This is a genomic window from Maribacter sp. Asnod2-G09 (assembly GCF_045063795.1).
Lineage (GTDB): Bacteria > Bacteroidota > Bacteroidia > Flavobacteriales > Flavobacteriaceae > Maribacter.
In genome coordinates, this window is sequence record NZ_JBEFOA010000003.1 from 640,391 (window position 1) to 659,600 (window position 19,210).

Genomic DNA, 19,210 nt, shown 5'->3' on the forward strand with positions numbered 1-19,210 from the left:
TAAATGGAATCGCTTCTAAAACAATACCTTTGCAGCCATAATTTTTTGGAGGACTAAAGCCTATTTAATCGATAATCAATACAATGACGGCTTCAAATCTTCTGACCATGTAAAATAATATCACTTCTAATGAAATTACACAGAAATTTGGTGTTTGCCGTAATCGACGCCTTAAACCTAATATTTAACGAAAATGAATACGCCGATAAGGTGGTTCAAAAAGTACTACGATACGACAAACGTTGGGGCGCTCGCGACCGTGGCTTTATTGCCGAGACTACCTATGAAATGGTACGTTACAAGCGTTTATATACTGAAATAGCAGAAGTTAAAGCTCCTTTTAGCAGACCAGACCTGTTTCGTATGTGGGCAGTTTGGGCAGTTTTAAAAGGTATTAGTTTACCAGATTGGAAACAGATAGAACCAACGCCAGAAAGAAGAATTAAAGGTAAATTCGACGAACTTTCTCAAATAAGAAAATATAGAGAGGCTGTGCCAGATTGGATCGATGAGTTATGCGTAAAAGCTTTGGGTGAAAAATTATGGACCGAAGAGTTAGCTAAACTTAATGTACCTGCAGATGTTATTTTACGTACAAATACATTAAAAACTAACAAAGAAGAATTACGTAAAGCACTTTTAGAAGAGAATATAGTTGCTGAACCTGTAAAAGGCCATCCTTCTGCATTGAAATTGGTTGAGAGAGCAAATGTATTTGTTACTCAAGCTTTCAAAAACGGAATGTTTGAAGTTCAAGATGCTTCGTCTCAGTTGGTTGCCGAATTTTTAGATGTTGAACCTGGGCAGCGCGTTGTTGATACATGTGCCGGTGCTGGTGGTAAATCTTTGCACTTAGCCGCTTTAATGGAAAACAAAGGTCAATTGATTTCTATGGATATTTACGGTAGTAAATTGAAAGAACTTAAAAGACGTGCTAGACGTAATGGTGCTCATAATATTGAAGTTCGTGAAATAGACTCTTCTAAAGTTTATAAAAAACTTTATGGTAGCGCCGATAGAGTTCTTATCGATGCCCCTTGTACAGGATTGGGAGTTCTTAGAAGAAACCCAGATTCTAAATGGAAAATGCAACCAGAGTTTCTTGATAAAATTGTAAAGACACAACACGATATTATTAGAAGCTACAGTAAAATTGTGAAACCAGGTGGTAAAATGGTATATGCCACCTGTTCTATTCTACCTCAAGAAAATAGCCATCAGGTTCAGTCTTTTTTAAAGTCTGAAGAGGGTAAAGATTTCACCTTGGTGAAAGACAAAAAAATATACGCTTCTAAAAGTGGGTTTGACGGATTCTATATGGCATTGCTAGAGAAGAAAATCTAAGTCCCCTTTTTATATAACTTAAAAAGCCTTTCAGTTCAATTGAACTAAAAGGCTTTTTTTATGGATAGTATTTAACAACCTAATCTTTCAATGTCGGGTATTCGATACCTAATTGCTCTAAATATGTATCGTATTTGGTTTCATCGTAATAGAATTTTTCTAATTCTGGTCTAAACTGATCTTGCTTGTCTTTATTTAAATAAATTGGCGGCATATCACTTTCAGAAATCATAGGTTGATATTTGGTATCTTTTTGCTGCTCATTATTAAAATAGTCCCACGCGCCTTTCATTAAATCTGGCTTTAATAAAAAGTCTATAATCGTCATAGCTTCTACCTTTGCCCCTGCTACCACGCCTTTATGGGCTATTGGTGTTGCCATTGCTATCGCATTACTCCAATGATGGCCTTGTAGACCAGGTATGTTACTTGGGTACCTCAACGTTACTGTTGGCACTTTCCAAGATACGTCACCAATATCGTCAGAACCACCGCTAATAGGCTCTAGAACCGGGAGTCCTAATTCATCTAATTTTACAGGCAAACCTTCAATTTTCTCTGAATTAACCTCTGTTTGCACCGCTTTTGCCAACTGCTGATCAGCTGCTGACCATTCTGGCAGTCCAACCTCTTTTATATTAGAATACATGGTTTCTGCTATTACCTTATTATAATGTCTTGGCCATGCAGTACCCAAAACTTTAGAGGTCATGGTTGTGCCTGTCATTAATGCTGCACCCTTAGCCATATCATTTGCTATGGCATACATTTCCATGATTCCCTCATATTTAATATCTCTAAAATAGAACCAGATAGCTGCTTTAGAAGGCACTACATTGGGTTGATCCCCAGAATCTGTAAATATAGAATGTGAACGTTTTAGAGGATGTAGATGTTCTCTCTTATAATTCCAAGCTACATTCATTAATTCGGCAGCATCTAAAGCACTTTTCCCCCTCCATGGTGAGCCTGCAGAATGAGCAGCTTCGCCATCAAAGGCATATTCAACTGATATCAACCCCGTACCTCTTGTTGGTCCGTAAGAGACTCCTAGATTATTACCCACATGGGTGAAAATACACATATCAATATCATCAAAACGACCATCTCGTACATACCATGCTTTAGCAGCTACAAGCTCTTCGGCTATACCTGGCCACACCAGAAGCGTACCTCCAATATTCTCACGTTCCATAATTTTTTTAACCGCTAAGGCGGATGAAATATTCATCGGAATACCAGAATTATGTCCTTCACCATGACCCGGAGCTCCTTCCACTATTGGCTTATGATATGCCACACCCGGATATTGGGATGCTTTTGGAATGCAATCCACATCACTGCCCAAAGCAATTGTAGGTCCTTCACCATTGCTCCAAGTTGCAAACCAAGCGGTGGGAATTCCTGAGATGGAGTTTTCTATTTCGAATCCGTTTTCAGCTAAAATTCCTGTCAGATATTTAGAAGATTCTACTTCTTGAAAACCTAATTCTGAAAAACTAAAAATCTTGTCGACCATTACCTGAGATTGCTTTTTATTCTCCTCGACAATTTCGGCAACCTCCGTTTTTAGCTTTTCAATTTGTTTGTTTGATCTTTTCTTTTGTGCGTACACGCCACTAAGGGCGAGCAAACAACATGCGAATGCACATAGTGTAGTTCTTTGTTTCATGGTGGTTATTTGAATTAGTTGCTAGAAGTTACATAAATTGATTGTGACGCGTGCGCAAACCACCAATTTTTATCTAATTCAAAATCAGAGCAATCAATTTTGCTGTAATAGGATTTTACATGGTATTAAAATCCACATTTGAAAACTTATGAGATAATTCTAAGGAGGAATTAAAAAAGTGGCAACTGCTGATTTTGCGGAACTTCTGGAGTTTTTTTAACTTCGGGTAATTCTTGAATTTCAGGTACTTCTGGAGTTTTTTTAACTTCGGGTAACTCTTGAATTTCAACTACTTCTTTAACCTCTTTAACCTCTTTAGCTTCAGGAATTGCCACAGTCGCAGCTATTTGTTTTTGCCCCCAGCTGGTCATCGCCTTCACAACCGGAAGTAAAGATTTGCCCAACGGCGTCAATGTATATTCTACACGTGGCGGAATCTCACCATACAAAGTACGATCCAAAATACCCGTACGTTCTAAAGACTTTAATTGCTTGCTTAACATCTGGCGGTTTATACCCTCAATTTCTGCAAACAGCTTATTAAAACGATTGGTGCCTTTATTTACATGATACAGAATTATGGACTTCCATTTACTATCTATCATATTCATACAATAATCAAGTGCCTGTGCATCATTATTTTCCTTTGCCATGCTTTTTTAATTTTTTAAACAACTACAATTTGTCGTTTCTCTTATCAATTATTTTAAGTCTAACAAACATACTAATATTATAATTATAGTAAAAATCTAATTTTCATACTACAAAGTAAAACTTTATGTCATCAATAATTGTGATGGATAAAGGTAAAACAAATTCTCACTAATTTCATTAACAATTACTGTTTAAAAGTGTTTCAGATTCCCGTAAATAGTTACCAGTAAAGCCTTAATTTTGTATTTCAAAAATCAATACCAGACACACTACAATGATTCACTTTTTTGGGGAACCTAGCAAAAAGGTTTTTGCGGTACAGACCGCTAAAGAACTTTCATCTGAAGATATAAGTAAACTTATATGGTTGTTCGGCAACCAACCTAAAATAAATGCGGCGTCTCTTGACGCCTTTTTTGTTGGTCCAAGAGCCGCAATGATTACTCCTTGGAGTACGAATGCTACAGAAATTACTCAGAATATGGGTGTTTCTGGAATTATTCGTATTGAAGAATTTAACGCTGTAGAAGAAAAATTTACAGGATTCGATCCTATGATTTCTCAGAAATATAGCACTCTAAAACAAGAGGTTTTCGATATTCATGTAGCACCAAAACCTATTCTAAATATTGAAGATATTGCTGCTTTCAACAAACAAGAAGGCTTAGCACTTAATGATGAAGAAGTTAATTATTTAGAGGACCTCAGCGAAAAACTAGGCAGAAAGCTTACCGATTCTGAAGTATTCGGATTCAGCCAAGTAAATTCTGAGCATTGTAGACATAAAATATTCAATGGCACTTTCGTTATTGACGGTGAAGAAATGCCTTCTTCGCTATTTAAATTGATTAAGAAAACATCTCAAGAGTTTCCGAATGAAATAGTATCTGCTTATAAAGACAATGTTGCCTTTGTAAAAGGACCTAGAGTAATGCAGTTTGCTCCTAAAACAGCAGACAAGCCAGACTTTTATCAAGAAAAGGAGTTTGACTCCGTAATTTCAATAAAAGCAGAAACACATAACTTCCCTACAACTGTAGAGCCTTTTAATGGTGCTGCAACTGGTGCTGGTGGAGAAATAAGAGATCGATTAGCTGGTGGTAAAGGTTCTTTACCTCTTGCTGGTACTGCAGTTTATATGACCGCGTACTCTCGTTTAGAAAAAGAAAGACCTTGGGAACAAGGAATGCAAGAGAGAGATTGGCTATACCAAACTCCTATGGACATTCTTATAAAAGCTTCTAATGGTGCTTCTGATTTTGGAAACAAATTCGGACAACCATTAATTACTGGTTCTGTTCTTACGTTTGAATATGACGAAGCTTCTACTCCGTTTGAATCATCCGAAGAAAATAAGACTTCGGCTACGCTCAGTCAACGTCGCTTAGGGTATGATAAAGTAATCATGCAAGCTGGTGGTATCGGATACGGAAAAATAGAACAAGCAATAAAAGACAAACCTGAAACAGGTAATAAAATAGTAATATTAGGCGGAGACAATTACCGAATTGGTATGGGTGGCGCTGCAGTTTCTAGTGCAGATACGGGCGAATTTAGCTCTGCTATCGAACTAAACGCTGTACAACGTTCTAATCCTGAAATGCAAAAAAGAGCTGCGAATGCTATTCGTGGTATGGTTGAGAGCGATGTAAACACCATTGTTTCTATTCACGATCATGGTGCTGGCGGACACTTAAATTGTCTATCAGAACTGGTTGAAGAGACTGGCGGTAAAATAGATTTAGACAAATTGCCTGTTGGTGACCCTACCCTATCTGCCAAAGAAATTATTGGTAACGAATCTCAAGAACGTATGGGTCTTGTAATTGGTAAAAAAGATATTGATCACCTTAAGCGCATTGCTGACCGTGAGCGTTCGCCGATGTATGAGGTTGGTGATGTTACTGGTGACGACCGTTTTACTTTTGAATCTAAAACTAACGGTGCTAAGCCGATGGATCTAGCTTTGTCTGATATGTTCGGCAGTTCTCCTAAAACTGTTATGACAGATAAGACGGTTATTCGTGATTATAAGAATGCAGATTATTCATTAGAATTCTTTCATGAATACTTAGACGCAGTTCTTCAATTGGAAGCTGTTGCTAGTAAAGATTGGCTTACAAATAAAGTGGACCGTTGTGTCGGTGGTCGAGTAGCAAAACAACAATGTGTTGGTCCGTTACAGATTCCTTTAAACAATTGCGGAGTAATGGCGTTAGATTTCAAAGGAAAAGAAGGTATTGCCACTAGTATTGGGCACTCCCCTATTTCTGCATTGATCAATCCCGCTGCTGGTAGTAAAAATAGTATTGCAGAATCATTGACCAACTTAGTTTGGGCTCCGCTAAAAGACGGATTGGCTTCTGTGTCTCTTTCCGCTAACTGGATGTGGCCTTGCAAAAACGAAGGTGAAGATGCTCGTCTATATAAAGCCGTACAAGCAGTTTCTGAATTTGCTATCGATTTAGGTATTAACGTTCCTACAGGAAAGGATTCCCTTTCCATGAAACAAAAATATAAAGATGGCGATGTCATCTCTCCTGGTACCGTAGTTATTTCTGCTGCTGGTAACTGTAGTGATATCACCAAGGTTGTTGAACCGGTTTTACAGAAAAATGGTGGTTCTATTTATTACATCAACCTATCTAAAGACAATTATAAATTAGGTGGTTCTTCTTTTGCGCAGACTAGAAATAGTATTGGTAACGAAACACCTACAATTACTGATTCTGCTTACTTCAAAACTGTTTTTAATACGATTCAATCTTTAATTAAGGAAGATAAAATCATTGCCGGACATGATGTTGCTTCTGGCGGATTAATTACTACACTTTTAGAGTTATGTTTTGCAGACACTAATTTAGGTGCGAATCTTGACCTAACGAGTTTAGGTGAAGCTGATACGATTAAAGTATTGTTCTCTGAAAACGCTGGTATTGTTTTTCAAGCGAAAGATGATAGCATTGAAGGGATTTTGAAGTCTAAAAATATCGATGCTAAGAAAATAGGAACCGTTACCAATGAAGCCACCCTTACCGTTAAAAACAATGGTATGGAAATGGGACTCAAAATTGAAACCCTTCGTGATACTTGGTTTAAAACATCATACTTACTAGACAATCAGCAAACTGCAAATGGTTTGGCTAAAGATAGATTTGATAATTATAAGGTTCAGCCTTTAGCATATAAATTCCCTTCTACAACACCGTTACAACTTCCAAGTCGAAGTCTAACTGGAGCAGAAATGAGACCAAAAGCAGCGATTCTACGTGAAAAAGGAAGTAATTCTGAGCGTGAAATGGCAAATGCGATGTATTTAGCCGGATTTGATGTAAAAGACGTTCACATGACAGATTTAATTTCTGGTCGTGAGAATCTTGAGGATATTCAATTTTTAGGTGCTGTTGGTGGTTTCTCTAACTCCGATGTGCTAGGTAGTGCAAAAGGATGGGCTGGCGCTATTAAATACAACGAGAAAGCAAATACGGTTATTAAAAACTTCTTTGCTAGACCAGATACGTTATCTGTTGGTATTTGTAATGGTTGCCAGTTATTTATGGAGTTGGATTTAATTAATCCGGAGCATGAATCTCACGGTAAAATGACGTACAACGATTCTCATAAGCACGAGAGTAACTTTACATCCGTAGAAATTCAGAAAAACAACTCTGTCATGCTTTCTTCTTTAGAGGGTAGTAAACTTGGCGTTTGGATTTCTCATGGTGAAGGTAAATTTGCTTTACCACAGTCTGAAGAAAATTATGATATTGTTGCTAAATACGGTTACGAAGGTTATCCGGCAAATCCGAATGGTAGTGATTTCAACACCGCTATGCTTTGCGATAAAACGGGTCGTCACTTAGTAACGATGCCACATATTGAACGTTCTATTTTTCCATGGAACTGGGCACATTATCCAACGGATAGAACTGATGAAGTTTCACCATGGATAGAGGCTTTTACTAATGCAAAAGAGTGGGTTATTAATCAGAAGTAATCCCATAAACCTATATAAATATAAAAGCTGTGCACTCCCATGTCTGGGGTACACAGCTTTTTTTACAACCAAAACGTATTATCTAACCAACAATCTACCGCTCCATGTTTTCTCATTAGAGTTCTGTAGTTTGTATAGGTATAACCCTGGGGATAGGTCTTTTCTTTCTATTGTTATTTCATTCTGCCCTGCATTACTTTCACCTTCCATATGATGGTTACCAAGTAATTTACCGCTCAAAGAGTAAATATCAAATTGATAAGTATCTGCATTTTCTTCGTAAAAATACAAGCTGGTACTTTCTATCATTGGGTTCGGATATACAATCGACTTATTCAAATCTGAATCTACAAACTCTTGACCCAGCTCACGATTATGAAAATCTATATGCTGTAACTCCATCGACTTCTCTTCTGCATACCCATTTTCAGCAACTAGATTAAAAGAAAGCACTTTTATATCAGAGAAATCAGTACCTGCATCTGAGTCATTTTTAAAATCGGTTGCAGATAAGGTGTATTCATCCATTTCACTTTCTAAACTGATAGTAGTTTTATAAATTGAACCATCACCTTTTATCAACTGCACATCTAAACTACCTGTTCCTTTTGCTTCAAAACTTACTTTGCCATATTCACTTAAATCGACAGCTGCAAACCTCGGACTCAAAGCGCGGTATACACCTAAATAGTTACTAGTACTACCTTCTAATTTTATATTTCTTTCTATAGGATACCCTTCTCCAACATACGGTCCATCTGCTGGTAACACTTCATAAGTAGCTACAGTAGTTTCTTCGGCAGAATCATCTAAGCCCCATGGAGCATCGGCTACAAAAAGATCATCTGGTGTTGTGCCCAAACCTGCGCTTATTCTAAAACCTAAATCGAACAAGGTTCCTGTTTTTAAAGCTACAGAATCTAAATAACCGTCTATATCTGCGGTTACTCCCAATACTTCGGTATCGCTAGTTTCAGTAAGTTTCAAACCTCCTTCTAGATTAATACTTTCTGAATTGTTATTGTTCACTAAGTTCAATAAAACTTCACCATTTTTATAGCTGGCAGACTTTACGAATACTGGTGGAGGTGTAGACCCGTTATACTGGGTGATAGCTGCATTAACCTCTATAAGATTTAAAATTTCATCGGCTAGCAATAATAAGTCATCTACTGAATTAGACCATATCTGAAAATTGTAATAAGCAGTATCGCCTACATAGGCATCAATGTTCCAATGCGATTCTATGGTGAAATTTTCATCTGCATTTACCCTAGCTGAGAAAGTAAGAGCAAATTCAAGACTACCGTCCGGTTGTTTAATAATGGACTTGATAAAATCTTTTTCTCGTAACTGAATATTTGAAACAGAAAGTAATTGTGCCCCTAGAAAACGGTCGCAAATAAATTTGCTATGCTCATAGACCTTGTTATCTGTTTTAATGACCATTAAGGATCCCAAGTTTTCAGAACCGTTTAAATAATCTACTGAGTAAATATCTGATGCATTCGTTAAATCCAGTAAATCGCTTGGTGAAGATTCTATGGTACTTGTTTCACCAACAACGCCCAATGGCACTAAGGAATTTAAAGGAATTTCATTAATTGCTGTTTTAGAGCTTAGACCATAAAAAGTGTTCTTTACCACCTTCTTGGCATTTACTTTATCAAAAACATAATTGGTTTTTGCTCTATTGAAGTTTCTTTTACTAATTAAGTTTGCAAGCCTATCATTACTTTCTAATCCACCTTTATTGGCGCTAGAAGTAGTAACGATTACAGGGCATGCGGCAACACCAGAACATGAAGGGTCATCGCAATCCACTAGTCCATCACCATCATCATCTAATCCGTTTATGCAATCTTCTTGCGGTACAGGCGCTGTAGGGCAACGCGCACCATCATTACTGGATGCTGCAGGACCAAAAGCAAAAATATTTGAATTCATATTTCCGTCCGTAATATTTTGTACCTCCTCAATTTTATAAACCGAACCTGTTTGGTTGGCAGAAATATAGAAGTTACCATCTACATCAAAATAAACAGCTCCAAAAGTGTATTTTAAACCTTCAAGAATAGGTACTTCGCCCAAATTGTAGACTTTACCCGTTTCGGGATCAATTTTATAAAGTTTTCTACTATTGCCTTCTACAGTATACAACATACCATCTGCCGCATTGAAAGCCCAATCTGCTATAGCTAAACTTTGACTTAATTGAAATGCTCCTAAATACTCAAGATAGGTTGGTGAATCAGGATTGATATCTACTTTGTAATAAGAGGAGCCTCCTGCTTTAAAATAATAAACACCGTCTGGTGATATATCGCCAACATATTTATTACCTGTTGGCAACTCTGGTATCGTATACTGATCTACATTGTAGTTTTTGCCAATTCTAACTATAGTACTGGAAGGGGTTGATAGATATCCCCACAAATATCCATCTGTTGGGTTATAACCTACACCGTTTACATTACCGGGAGTAATATTTTCAGCAACCAAATATGAACTACCCGAAGCTAAATCCAAGGCATATATATCATTATATTGAAACAAGTAAGCGTTAAAGTCGCAGTTAAATGGTTCTGATTGAGCATACATATTTAAGGATAGTATAAGACCAGAAACAGTAGCTATTACCTGTTTTAAGAATATAGAGATGTAGTTTTTTTCCATAATTTCTACTTTTTAGGATAAATATTTCTTTGCTAATCTATAATATTAATTTAAAGAAATTTCCTACAAATACTTGAGATGTATACATAACACGCTCAAATACAATTTATTGTAGTTGAATGGCTATTTTCGATGCTTTGCAGTATAAAAGTCTAGAATTAAGAATATTGTAATAAGATGCCAGTTTATTTAACAATACAATTTTAAAATATCGAGTTCTTTCACTATTTTGCATATCCTATTAGAAATTAAATATGCAAAAAGTAACCCGTCTTTTTGACTTTCCATATTATCAGCTTGAAAAGCATGCCTTAAAAGAGGCATTGGTGTCAAAAAAAAATGGAGAGTGGATAAAAACATCTACTCAAGAATATATTGATAAAGCAAATACCATTAGCCGTGGGCTTTTACGCCTTGGGGTAAAACCTAATGACAAGATTGCCGTAATATCACTCACCAATAGAACTGAGTGGAATATTATGGACATCGGTATTCTTCAGTTGGGTGCACAGAATGTGCCCATTTACCCAACAATATCTGAAGAAGATTACGCCTATGTGCTTAATCATTCTGAAGCGAAATTCTGTTTTGTTTCTTGCGATGAAGTATATGAAAAAGTGCTTTCAATTAAAGACCAGGTCAAAAGCTTAGAAAATGTATATTCTTTTGAAGAACTTTCTAATTGCGATAATTGGAGTAAGGTTTTAGAATTAGGTGCAGATACTTCAAACCAAGATGAAGTTCAAAAATCAATGAATGCCGTAACACCAAACGATTTGGCAACATTAATTTATACTTCAGGTACTACAGGTAGACCTAAAGGTGTTATGTTATCACATAATAATCTTGTAACTAATGCCATTGAAAGCTCTAAGCGCTTCCCAATTGAAGATGGAAAAACAAAAGCATTAAGCTTCTTGCCTTTATGCCATGTATATGAGCGAATGTTAATTTACCTATATCAATTTAGAGGTGTTTCTATTTACTACGCTGAATCTTTAGATAAAATCAGCGATAACTTAAAAGAAACTAGTCCGCATGTTATGACAGCGGTACCTCGCCTTTTAGAAAAGGTATATGATAAAATCTATGCCAAAGGAACAGAGCTTACAGGTATTAAAAAGAAACTATTCTTTTGGGCTGTAGACTTGGGTCTTAGATACGAACCATACGGTCAAAATGGATGGTGGTACGAAACACAACTTTCTATTGCCAGAAAATTAATTTTCAGTAAGTGGAAAGAAGGCCTAGGAGGTAACCTAGGTTTAATTGCCTCTGGTAGCGCAGCTTTACAACCGCGATTATCTCGAATATTTAATGCTGCGGAATTCGGACTCATGGAAGGGTACGGATTATCTGAAACTTCACCCGTAATATCGGTTAATGACATGCGCGAAGGCGGATTCAGAATTGGTAGTGTTGGTAAACCTATTGATCGCACCGAAGTTAAGATAGCTGCTGATGGTGAAATCTGCATTAAGGGTCCACAAGTTATGTTAGGCTATTATAAAGATGAAGCAAAAACCAAAGAAGTTATTGTTGATGGCTATTTCTTAACCGGAGATATCGGTGAATTAGATAGTGACGGATTCTTGAAAATTACAGATCGTAAAAAGGAAATGTTTAAAACCTCTGGTGGTAAATATGTCGCTCCGCAACTTTTAGAAAATCGCTTTAAACAATCGCAATTCATAGAGCAAATTATGGTAGTCGGTGAAAGCGAAAAAATGCCCGCCGCATTAATACAACCAAATTTTGAACATATTAAGGAATGGGCTAAAAGAAAGAACATTTCTGTAGGTGATAATAGCGATATCGCAACTAACGAAAAAGTTATTGCCAGAATTGAGGAAGAAGTAGCTCAAGCAAATGAAAGTTTTGCAAAGTGGGAGAAAATTAAACAGTTTAGACTAACCCCTGATGTTTGGAGTATGGAAGAAGGACACCTGACACCTACTATGAAAATGAAAAGAAAGATAATTAAGCAAAAATATATCGCTCTATATAATGATATATATGAGCATTGATTATTAATCAATCATACAATAGTTTAATAGTAATAAATTATGAAGCCCAACTAAATCTTGAAAAAGTTATTTAGTTGGGCTTTTGTTTTTTATCTAAGTATTTCAAAAAAAATTGAGAAGGGTAGCTAAATAACAAAAAAATATTTTCAATGTATCTAGCTAATAAACATACCTCTATACAATAAATATACCTTTAAAACATTAGATAAGATACCTCACCTTAAGTTACACTAGTAACATCTGATTAACTAAAATATAAGAAAATTTATTATGCATGCATAATAAATTTTCTTATATTTGGGAACCAACTAAAGGAGTATGAAAGAAGCAACGATAGATTATGCGTTGAGAGCTACATGGCAAGCAGTAGCTAGAATGTATAATGAAGAAGCAAAGAATTTTGATTCTACTATGGCTGTTGGCTTCACATTACTGAGTATTGATCCAAAAACGGGCACACCATCTACTTCCCTAGGTCCAAAAATGGGAATGGAAGCGACTAGCCTTTCTCGGATCTTGAAAAGTATGGAACAAAAAGGTCTAATTTTAAGAAAACCTAACCCTAAAGATGGAAGAGGCGTTCTTATTTATTTAACAGACTTCGGACTAGAGAAAAGAAACGATTCTAAAAGTACAGTTCTTAGATTTAATGAGGCAGTAAAAAATGAAGTGACAGATGAAAAACTTGATAGTTTTTTTGAAGTGACAGATGCCATCAATAAACTAATTGCAGACAAAAAATTATTTTAATACAACTTATCAAATTAATACAGCATAAAGTACATGAACAAGCACATTAAAAAAGTAGCGGTCATTGGCTCAGGAATAATGGGTAGCGGTATAGCCTGTCATTTTGCAAATATTGGCGTAGAGGTTTTATTGTTAGATATTGTTCCTAGAGAACTAAATGACAAAGAGAAAGCGAAAGGTTTAACCTTAGAAGATAAGGTAGTTCGCAATAGAATGGTAAATGATTCTTTAACGGCAGCGTTGAAATCAAAACCATCACCTATTTATCATCAAAAATTTGCAAACCGTATTACTACAGGTAATATGGAAGATGATATTTCAAAAATATCTAAAGTTGATTGGATTATTGAAGTTGTTGTTGAACGATTAGATATTAAAAAACAAGTATTTGAAAATATTGAAAAGTATCGTACTCCGGGTACTTTAATTACTTCCAACACTTCTGGTATTCCTATCAAATTTATGTCTGAAGGTAGAAGTGATGACTTTCAAAAGCACTTTTGTGGTACCCACTTTTTTAACCCTGCACGTTACTTAAAACTTTTTGAAATCATTCCTGGTCCTAAAACAGATGCTGATGTATTAAGCTTTTTAAATGGATACGGAGAAAAGTTCTTAGGTAAGACTTCTGTAGTTGCTAAAGATACCCCGGCATTTATAGGTAATAGAATTGGAATCTTCAGTATTCAAAGCCTTTTCCATATGGTTAAGGATATGGATATGACGGTTGAAGAGGTTGATAAACTTACTGGTCCTGTAATCGGTAGACCAAAATCTGCTACATTCAGAACTGTTGATGTTGTTGGTTTAGATACTTTGGTACACGTTGCCAATGGTATTTATGATAACTGTAAAGATGATGAGCGTCACGATTTATTTAAACTACCAGATTTCATCAATACCATGATGGAGAACAAATGGTTAGGTAGTAAAACAGGACAAGGTTTCTATAAGAAATCGAAAGATGCAAAAGGTAAAACTGAAATATTAACGCTTGATTTAGAAACGATGGATTATCGTTCTAAAAAGAGTGCAAAATTTGCCACATTAGAATTAACAAAAACGGTTGACAAAGTAGTTGATCGCTTTGCAGTACTTTGTGGTGGAAAAGATAAAGCAGGTGAATTCTACCGTAAGAGTTTCGGACAGTTGTTCGCTTACGTTTCTCATAGAATACCTGAAATTACAGATGAGCTTTATAAAATTGATGATGCCATGAAAGCTGGTTTTGGCTGGGAACATGGTCCATTTCAAATTTGGGATGCCGTTGGTTTAGATAAAGGTCTTGAATTTATTAAAGCTGAAGGTTTAGAAGCTGCTGCTTGGGTTCAAGAAATGAAATCTGCCGGTAAAGATTCTTTTTACTCGGTAAAAGAAGGAAGTACATATTTTTATGATATCCCGAAAAAATCCATGGAAAAAATTCCTGGACAAGATTCATTTATCATTTTAGATAACATTAGAAAATCTAAAGAGGTATTTAAAAATGCTGGTGTTGTAGTAGAAGATTTAGGTGATGGAATTTTAAATGTAGAATTCCAATCTAAAATGAATACCATTGGTGGTGATGTTTTAGCTGGCTTGAATAAAGCAATAGACATGGCCGAAAAAGATTTTCAAGGTTTGGTCGTTGGTAACCAAGCTCCGAATTTCTCTGTAGGTGCAAATATTGGTATGATTTTCATGATGGCAGTCGAGCAAGAATATGACGAGCTGAACATGGCAATAAAAATGTTCCAAGATACGATGATGCGTATGCGTTACTCTGCTATTCCAACAATTTCTGCTCCACATGGTATGGCATTAGGTGGTGGTTGTGAAATTTCACTACATGCAGATAAGGTTGTTGCGGCAGCTGAAACCTATATGGGACTTGTAGAATTTGGAGTTGGTGTTCTTCCTGGTGGAGGTGGCTCTAAAGAAATGGCATTACGTGCACAAGACACTTTTAAGAAAGGTGATGTTGAATTAAATGTATTGCAAGAATATTTCTTGACAATAGGTATGGCTAAAGTATCTACTTCTGCCTACGAAGCTTTTGATTTAGGATTGCTTCAAAAAGGTAAAGATGTTGTAGTGGTTAATAAAGACCGTCAAATTGCAACTGCAAAAGCACATGCAATTTTAATGGCAGAATCTGGATATACGCAGCCAGCAGCTCGCAATGATATTAAAGTACTAGGTAAACAAGCCTTAGGTATGTTCGTTGTAGGTACAGATGCTATGGAAGCAAGCCACTATATTAGCGAACACGACAAGAAAATCGCAAATAAACTTGCTTATGTAATGGCAGGTGGTGATTTATCAGAACCTACATTAGTATCTGAGCAATATCTATTAGATATAGAGCGTGAAGCTTTCTTATCGCTATGTACAGAGAGAAAAACTCTAGAACGTATTCAGCATATGTTGAAAACGGGTAAGCCATTACGTAACTAAAATTACGTAGCTGTTAGCCTGTAGCAATTAGCTATCAGTCTATTATAAAACAACAATTAAATGCTAATAGCTAAAAGCTAATAGCCTAAAGCATAAAAAATGAAAACTGCATATATAGTAAAAGGATATAGAACTGCTGTTGGAAAAGCTCCGAAGGGTGTTTTCCGTTTTAAGCGAACAGATGAATTGGCTGCCGAAACCATCGAGTATATGATGAAGGAATTGCCACAATTTGATAAAAAACGTATTGATGATGTCATCGTAGGTAATGCGATGCCAGAGGGTTCTCAAGGTTTGAACATGGCAAGACTAATTTCATTAATGGGATTAGATATTGTTGATGTACCAGGTGTAACGGTAAATAGATTCTGTGCATCAGGCTTAGAAACTATTGGTGTTGCCGCAGCTAAAATTCAAGCCGGTATGGCCGATTGTATTATTGCTGGTGGTGCAGAAAGTATGAGCTCTGTTCCAATGACAGGTAATAAACCAGAATTGAACTATGACTTGGCAAATTCTGGTCATGAAGATTATTACTGGGGAATGGGTAATACAGCTGAAGCTGTAGCAAATGAGTACAAAGTATCTAGGGAAGACCAAGATAATTTTGCTTACAACTCTCATATGAAAGCATTGAAAGCACAAGCCGAAGACCGTTTTCAAAGTCAGATAGCACCTATTGAAGTCGAAGAGACCTATTTAGATGCTAACGGAAAAAAAGCACACCGTAAGTATACAGTAACCAAAGATGAAGGTCCAAGAAAAGGAACTTCTGTAGAGGTTTTAAATAAACTTCGCCCAGTTTTTGCTGCTGGCGGAAGTGTAACTGCTGGTAACTCTTCGCAAATGAGTGATGGTGCAGCATTCGTTTTAATAATGAGTGAAGAAATGGTGAAAGAATTAAATCTTGAACCTATCGCAAGATTGGTAAATTATGCTGCTGCCGGTGTACCACCTAGAATAATGGGTATTGGTCCTATTGCCGCTATTCCAAAGGCATTAAAACAAGCAGGCTTAAAGCTTAACGACATTGATTTAATAGAATTGAATGAAGCTTTCGCTTCGCAATCTTTAGCGGTAATGCGTGAGTTGAAAATAAATCAAGATATCGTAAACGTAAATGGTGGTGCAATTGCACTTGGTCACCCACTAGGATGTACCGGAGCAAAATTATCTGTACAATTATTTGATGAAATGCGTAAAAGAGATATGCAAGGAAAATACGGTATGGTTACCATGTGCGTAGGTACAGGTCAAGGCGCTGCTGGAATATTTGAATTTTTAAATTAAATAATTAGAAAATAGAAAAGAGATTAAAGATTAAAGATTCATACTTAATGGCTTTGAGGCATAACTATAGAAACTTGAAAATTGGAAGCTAGGTTTAGAGATAGCTAATGACATTTCAGATGTACTATTAAGTTTTCCCAAACATGAAAGATTCGATTTAAGCTCTCAAATGAGTAGGTGTTCAATTTCAATCCCAAGTAATATTGCAGAAGGGTCGGCAAGAACAGATAAATCTTTTAGTCATTTTTAAGTATCTCTTTAGGTTCTTCTTTTGAATTAGAAACACAAATATTGATAGCTAATAATAGAAATTATATAACTGATAATAAATTAAAATTACTTGAAGATAAAATTGAAGAATTTCAGAAAATGACCATGGGCTTTCAAAATAGCCTATCATAAATCTCTTTTCTATTTTCTCAATTCTAACTTCTAAATACTATTAACAACATGAGTACAGATACAGCAAAAAAAGATATTCTTAGAGGAGGACAGTTCCTTGTCAAAGAAACCAATTGTGAAGATGTTTTCACATTAGAAGATTTGAATGAAGAGCAACGCATGATGCGTGAGAGCACCAAAGAATTTGTTGACAGAGAACTTTGGGCACATTGGGAGCGTTTTGAGAATAAAGACTACGCTTTTACAGAAGAAACCATGCGTAAAGCTGGTGAATTAGGATTATTAAGTGTGGCTGTTCCAGAATCATACGGTGGTATGGGTATGGGCTTTGTTTCTACCATGTTAGTTTGTGATTACATTTCTGGAGCAACTGGTTCTTTCAGTACTGCTTTTGGAGCGCATACAGGAATTGGAACTATGCCAATTACACTTTATGGATCTGAAGAGCAAAAACAAAAATATGTACCAAGATTAGCTTCTGGAGAATGGTTTGGCGCTTATTGCCTTACTGAACCAGGTGCTGGTTCTGATGCGAACTCAGGAAAAACTAAAGCTGTTCTTTCTGATGACGGAAAATCATATAGTATTACAGGTCAGAAAATGTGGATTTCAAACGCAGGTTTCTGTAATATGTTTATCGTATTTGCTCGTATTGAAGATGATAAAAATATTACTGGTTTCATTGTAGAAAATGACCCAAGTAACGGTATTACCTTAGGTGATGAAGAAAAGAAATTGGGTATTCACTCCTCTTCTACGCGTCAGGTATTCTTTAATGAAACTAAAGTTTCTGCTGAGAATATGTTATCTACAAGAGGTAACGGATTCAAAATTGCAATGAATGCATTAAACGTAGGTCGTATAAAATTAGCGGCTGCTTGTTTAGATGCACAAAGAAGAGTTATCGGTGAAGCTACTAAATATGCTAATGAGCGTATTCAGTTCAAAACTCCGATTATGAACTTTGGCGCTATTAAGTCTAAAATTGCCGAAATGGCAACTAGCGTTTATGTTGATGAATCTGCAAGTTACCGTGCTGCTAAAAATATAGAAGATCGTATTGCAATGCGCGAAGCTGAAGGCAATACACACCAAGAGGCTGAACTTAAAGGTGTTGAAGAATATGCTATTGAATGTTCTATTCTTAAAGTAGCTGTTTCTGAAGATTGTCAAAAAACTACAGATGAAGGTATTCAGATTTTTGGAGGTATGGGCTTCAGTGCTGATACTCCGATGGAATCTGCTTGGAGAGATTCAAGAATTGCCCGTATCTATGAAGGTACAAACGAAATCAACAGAATGTTGGCAGTAGGTATGCTAGTGAAAAAAGCAATGAAAGGTCATGTTGATCTTTTAGGTCCTGCTACGGCAGTTGGTGAAGAATTAATGGGGATTCCTTCTTTCGATACTCCAGATTTTTCTGAACTATTCGCTGAAGAAAAAGATATCTTGAAGAGACTTAAAAAGGTTTTCTTGATGGTTGCTGGATCTGCGGTTCAGAAATACGGAGCAGAATTAGAAAATCACCAACAATTAATGTTGGCTGCATCTGATATTCTTATTGAAGTATACATGGCAGAATCTGCTTTATTACGTACCGAGAAAAATGCAAAACGATTTGGAGAAGAAGCACAAGCTACTCAAATAGCGATGTCTAGACTATATTTGTTTAATGCTACTGAAACTATCATCAATAAAGGTAAAGAAGCTATCGTTTCTTTTGCCGAAGGTGATGAGCAAAGAATGATGTTAATGGGACTTAAACGTTTCACTAAATATACAAACTACCCTAATGTAGTTGCCTTACGCACACAAATTGCCGATAAGGTTGCTGCAGATAACGGTTATACGTTTGACTAATTCAGATTACCTTTTGTTGTTTGGTAACTTGAATACTAAACCGTCCCAATTGGGGCGGTTTTTTTGTTTGGTAAATATTGATATTGCGACTACTTTTAA

The 19,210-nt window shown here is 36.2% G+C and carries 10 protein-coding genes and 1 pseudogene; 8 read left to right on the forward strand and 3 right to left on the reverse strand.

The features are described 5' to 3' along the window. Positions 1-129: 129 nt before the first annotated feature. Complete coding sequence (locus tag ACJJVT_RS06910; RefSeq protein WP_303599869.1) at positions 130-1,344, forward strand: RsmB/NOP family class I SAM-dependent RNA methyltransferase; 1,215 nt, start codon at positions 130-132, stop codon at positions 1,342-1,344. Between the two features lie 79 nt (positions 1,345-1,423). Here the strand turns inward: ACJJVT_RS06910 and ACJJVT_RS06915 are convergent, their stop codons facing one another. Both ACJJVT_RS06915 and ACJJVT_RS06920 read right to left on the reverse strand, forming a co-directional pair. After that, the gene (locus ACJJVT_RS06915; protein ID WP_405397466.1) at positions 1,424-3,016 is read right to left on the reverse strand and encodes an amidohydrolase; all 1,593 of its coding nucleotides are present in this window, start codon (positions 3,014-3,016) and stop codon (positions 1,424-1,426) included. A 170-nt stretch (positions 3,017-3,186) separates the two neighbouring features. After that, positions 3,187-3,669 (reverse strand): winged helix-turn-helix transcriptional regulator, encoded by a 483-nt coding sequence (locus ACJJVT_RS06920; RefSeq protein ID WP_405397467.1) that lies wholly within the window; start codon positions 3,667-3,669, stop codon positions 3,187-3,189. 275 nt (positions 3,670-3,944) lie between these two features. On the opposite strand from ACJJVT_RS06920, the gene purL reads away from it, so the two are divergent. Beyond that, positions 3,945-7,667: a phosphoribosylformylglycinamidine synthase gene (gene purL / locus ACJJVT_RS06925; protein ID WP_405397469.1), complete on the forward strand. Its 3,723-nt coding sequence runs from the start codon at positions 3,945-3,947 to the stop codon at positions 7,665-7,667. Positions 7,668-7,745: 78 nt separating this feature from the next. On the opposite strand, the gene ACJJVT_RS06930 is transcribed toward purL, so the two are convergent. Beyond that, complete coding sequence (locus tag ACJJVT_RS06930; protein WP_405397471.1) at positions 7,746-10,343, reverse strand: DUF6923 family protein; 2,598 nt, start codon at positions 10,341-10,343, stop codon at positions 7,746-7,748. Between the two features lie 254 nt (positions 10,344-10,597). On the opposite strand from ACJJVT_RS06930, the gene ACJJVT_RS06935 reads away from it, so the two are divergent. The 6 genes and pseudogenes from ACJJVT_RS06935 (at position 10,598) to ACJJVT_RS06960 (ending at position 19,111) form a co-directional block, all read left to right on the forward strand. Beyond that, the gene (locus ACJJVT_RS06935) at positions 10,598-12,370 is read left to right on the forward strand and encodes an AMP-dependent synthetase/ligase (protein ID WP_405397472.1); all 1,773 of its coding nucleotides are present in this window, start codon (positions 10,598-10,600) and stop codon (positions 12,368-12,370) included. A gap of 318 nt (positions 12,371-12,688) precedes the next feature. Beyond that, on the forward strand, positions 12,689-13,120 hold the full coding sequence (locus tag ACJJVT_RS06940) for a MarR family winged helix-turn-helix transcriptional regulator (RefSeq protein WP_073244959.1): 432 nt from the start codon (positions 12,689-12,691) through the stop codon (positions 13,118-13,120). Between the two features lie 33 nt (positions 13,121-13,153). Then, positions 13,154-15,559: a 3-hydroxyacyl-CoA dehydrogenase NAD-binding domain-containing protein gene (locus ACJJVT_RS06945; RefSeq protein WP_405397473.1), complete on the forward strand. Its 2,406-nt coding sequence runs from the start codon at positions 13,154-13,156 to the stop codon at positions 15,557-15,559. A 99-nt stretch (positions 15,560-15,658) separates the two neighbouring features. Continuing rightward, positions 15,659-16,849 (forward strand): acetyl-CoA C-acyltransferase, encoded by a 1,191-nt coding sequence (locus ACJJVT_RS06950; protein WP_036155119.1) that lies wholly within the window; start codon positions 15,659-15,661, stop codon positions 16,847-16,849. Positions 16,850-16,961: 112 nt separating this feature from the next. After that, positions 16,962-17,251: pseudogene (locus ACJJVT_RS06955) on the forward strand (four helix bundle protein). A 48-nt stretch (positions 17,252-17,299) separates the two neighbouring features. Beyond that, positions 17,300-19,111, forward strand: coding sequence for an acyl-CoA dehydrogenase family protein (locus tag ACJJVT_RS06960; RefSeq protein ID WP_405397474.1), 1,812 nt, complete (start codon positions 17,300-17,302; stop codon positions 19,109-19,111). Positions 19,112-19,210: the final 99 nt, after the last annotated feature.